The organism is Streptomyces sp. NPDC088732, assembly GCF_044751205.1.
Taxonomy (GTDB): Bacteria; Actinomycetota; Actinomycetes; order Streptomycetales; family Streptomycetaceae; genus Actinacidiphila.
Genome location: NZ_JBIVLI010000063.1, coordinates 1 through 3049, shown reverse-complemented (window position 1 = coordinate 3049; position 3049 = coordinate 1). Strand labels below are relative to the sequence as shown.

3 protein-coding genes are annotated in these 3049 nt (G+C 71.9%); 1 reads left to right on the top strand and 2 read right to left on the bottom strand.

Going from position 1 to position 3049, the window contains the following annotated elements; translation table 11 throughout:
* Positions 1-135: 135 nt before the first annotated feature.
* Positions 136-399: a GlsB/YeaQ/YmgE family stress response membrane protein gene (locus ACIP9H_RS42250; protein WP_360904050.1), complete on the bottom strand. Its 264-nt coding sequence runs from the start codon at positions 397-399 to the stop codon at positions 136-138.
* A gap of 197 nt (positions 400-596) precedes the next feature.
* On the opposite strand from ACIP9H_RS42250, the gene ACIP9H_RS42245 reads away from it, so the two are divergent.
* Complete coding sequence (locus ACIP9H_RS42245; RefSeq protein WP_401964260.1) at positions 597-1562, top strand: amidohydrolase family protein; 966 nt, start codon at positions 597-599, stop codon at positions 1560-1562.
* Positions 1563-1607: 45 nt separating this feature from the next.
* Here the strand turns inward: ACIP9H_RS42245 and ACIP9H_RS42240 are convergent, their stop codons facing one another.
* Positions 1608-2267, bottom strand: coding sequence for a hemerythrin domain-containing protein (locus ACIP9H_RS42240; RefSeq protein WP_401587302.1), 660 nt, complete (start codon positions 2265-2267; stop codon positions 1608-1610).
* Between the last annotated feature and the right edge of the window lie 782 nt (positions 2268-3049).

Here is a 3049-nt window from a genome sequence, read left to right as displayed (position 1 = left end):
CACAACCCGGGCCCCCGCGGGGGGCCCGTGGGGGGGCCCGCCCCGTGCCCCAGTGGGGGCGGGGGGCGGGGGGGGGGGGCGGGGGCCGGGGGCCCGGGCCCCCCGCCCCCTGTGCGCCGTGTCGGGGAACGAAGGTCAGCGATGCGCCTTGGCACGGTCCAGGGCGGCGACGCCCACCGCGGCCAGCGCGATCTGGATGAGCCACTCGATCCAGTCCACGCCCTTGGTGTCCGCGACGCCCACGCCCGCCGCGATGGCCGAGCCGATCAGCGCCGCGACGATGCCGATCAGAATCGTCCAGATCACGCCGATGTGCTGACGTCCCGGGACCACCAGACGTCCCAGAATTCCGATGATCACGCCGATGATGATGGCACTGATGATGCCCGAGATCTCCATGGCCGCCTCCCTGTGAACAAGCTCGTCGCCCGTCATGTGCCCCCGATAGCCCCCCGCATGCCGCCCACATCCTGTGGGCCTTCCGGGCGGCGGCGGGGGCGACACGGACGACCTCCCGCCCCGGAGGCGAAGGCGGTGCTGTGATCGGTCCGCCCCGTCCGATCCCAGCGATCGGCCCCGCCGCACCGAGGAGCGCCATGGCCGCCGCCGCACAGGACTTCGCCGGGCTCGGCGGGGCGATCGACGTCCACGCCCACTACATCACCCCGTCCTACCGCAGGGCGCTGGTCGCCGCCGGGCACACACGCCCCGACGGCATGCCCGCGATCCCCGAGTGGAGCCCGGGGAGCGCCCTGGCGCTGATGGACGCGACCGGTGTCGCGACGGCCATGCTGTCCGTCTCCTCCCCCGGTGTGTCGTTCGGGGACGCGGCCGCACGCGCGGCGCTGGCCCGTACGGTCAACACGGAGGGCGCCGCCGTCGCCGCGGAGCATCCCGGGAGGTTCGGACTGCTGGCGTCGCTCCCGCTGCCCGACGTCCGGGCCGCCCTGGCGGAACTGGGGTACGCGCTGGACGTCCTCGGCGCGGACGGCGTGATCCTGCTGACCAACCACGACGGGGTGTATCTCGGGGACGGCGGCTTCGAGCCCCTGATGGCGGAGCTGGACCGGCGCGGGACCGTGGTGCTCCTGCATCCGACGTCCCCCGCCTGCGGGGAGCGGACCGCCCTCGGATTCCCGCGCCCGATGGTCGAGTTCCTCTTCGACTCGACCCGCGCGGTCGCCGAACTCGTCCTGCGGCGCGTGACGGAGCGGTACCCGCGCATCCGGTTCGTCGTGCCGCACGCGGGTGCGGCGCTTCCGGTCACGGCCGACCGGATCGCCGCGTTCGCGCGGATGTCCGGCACGGACGTCGACGTCCTGGCGGCGCTGCGCGGGCTGCACTACGACGTGGCGGGCGCCGCCCTGCCCCGCGCGCTGCCCGCGCTGCTCGCCCTCGTCGCCCCCGACAGGCTGCTGTACGGCAGCGACCACCCGTTCACCGCGGCGCCCGTCGTCACGTCCCTGGCCGCCGCACTGGCCGCCACGGACGCACTCGACGCCGCCGGGAAGCACATGATGACCTCGGGCAACGCCCGCGCCCTGTTCGGACGTCCGGCCTGACGACTTCCCGCCGGCCCGTCGTCCCGGGCCCCGTCGGGGCGCGGGTCAGCGGAAGAGGCGCGGCGGGGTGGCGGTGCCGTGCACCCGCTTGGCGTGCTTCGCGTACAGCCGCGGCGCGAGGAACGGCAGGATCAGCCGGGCGGGTCCCGGAGCCTCGGCGAGGACCGCCTTGATCACCTCGGGGTCCCCCTCGTACATCGCCATGCCGAAGGCGAGCGGCAGCGCCTTCTTCGGCATCTCGCTCATGCCGTGCTCACCGAGCTGCCGCCACTCGGCCGCGGTGACGTACTTCTCGGCCAGGGGAAGGATCCGCTGCTCCTCCATGGACATGTGCTCCAGCAGCGCGTCCAGCAGCCGGTCGAACACCTCGGCCAGTTCGTGGCCGCCGCGCGCGGTGGACCGCCACTCCGGGAGCAGGCGGATCGCCTCGGCGTTCGCGGCCTCGATGGCGTGGTGCTGCTCCTCCATCACCGGGACGATGGCCTCGGCCTCCTCCTGGCCCCGCTCCTGGAGCAGCGGCCACAGGATCAGGTCCTCGCCGTCGTGGTGGAAGTGCAGGAGCCGGCAGACGAACTCGGCGTGGGCGCCGACGACTTCCGAGCGCTTGGTGTCGTTCGGCAGCACGTCCCGCACGAGCTGCGGGAGCAGGCCGAATTCACGACGGATCATGGTGTGCGCCATGTACATGTCTCGGACATCGGCCATGGGCTCGCTGCTGGTCCTGCTGGTCGGATTCACTGCTTCCTCGGCTTCCCTGACTCGATAGCGGGGACTGCACTGTCACACCATGCGGAGCCACCGGTGCCGCCGCAGGGGCTGAACCCCGGGCCCGTCACCGGCTCCGGGCCTCAAACCGCACCGTCGCGATTCGGCCGCGGCCGTGGCAAACAGTGTCAGATGTTGAATCATTTATCAAACATTGCGATCCGCGGGCAGTGCCCCGACCCGGCCCGCCGGAACGGGGGGAACGCCCCGCGCCAAGACCCCCGACAGGCTCAGCACAGGACGCTCCCGTATTCCCGGCATGGGTCTCCCCACAGATCCACACCGGGAGTCTTCCACGCGGCCCGTCCCCAGGGGGGCACATCACGAGGTCACCGCCACAACCGTGGCGTGATTCCCTCGGTCCGCCCGACCGACGCGAGTGACACCGTAGCAAACCAAAACGTCTTGCAAACACTGTCATCGCTCCGGCGCCCGGACGAACCACGCATTCCCTGATGATCAGCCCAGCCCTGCCGGGCGTCTCGGCTCAGAAATACACCGTGTCACAATGGATCGTGTGAACCACGCCCGGCCCTTCGGGACGCCCCTGCGCAGCCCCGCCGCGCCGGCTCCCCTCCGGGGGCACAGCGGTGTGGACTGTCACCGTGTCACCACGTCGCGTACTAATACTGCAACGGTCTTTGCCGTGACGGGTGGGCAGCGGGCTCGTTGAGGTGGGCATGGGGTGGGATGTGGTGCTGTCTGATGCGAGCCGGTGGTCA

Excerpts from the sequence above, each read along its gene's own strand:
- ACIP9H_RS42250 (WP_360904050.1), bottom strand. The coding sequence starts at position 399 with ATGGAGATCTCGGGCATCATCAGTGCCATCATCATCGGCGTGATCATC.
- ACIP9H_RS42245 (WP_401964260.1), top strand. The coding sequence starts at position 597 with ATGGCCGCCGCCGCACAGGACTTCGCCGGGCTCGGCGGGGCGATCGAC.
- ACIP9H_RS42240 (WP_401587302.1), bottom strand. The coding sequence starts at position 2,267 with ATGGCCGATGTCCGAGACATGTACATGGCGCACACCATGATCCGTCGT.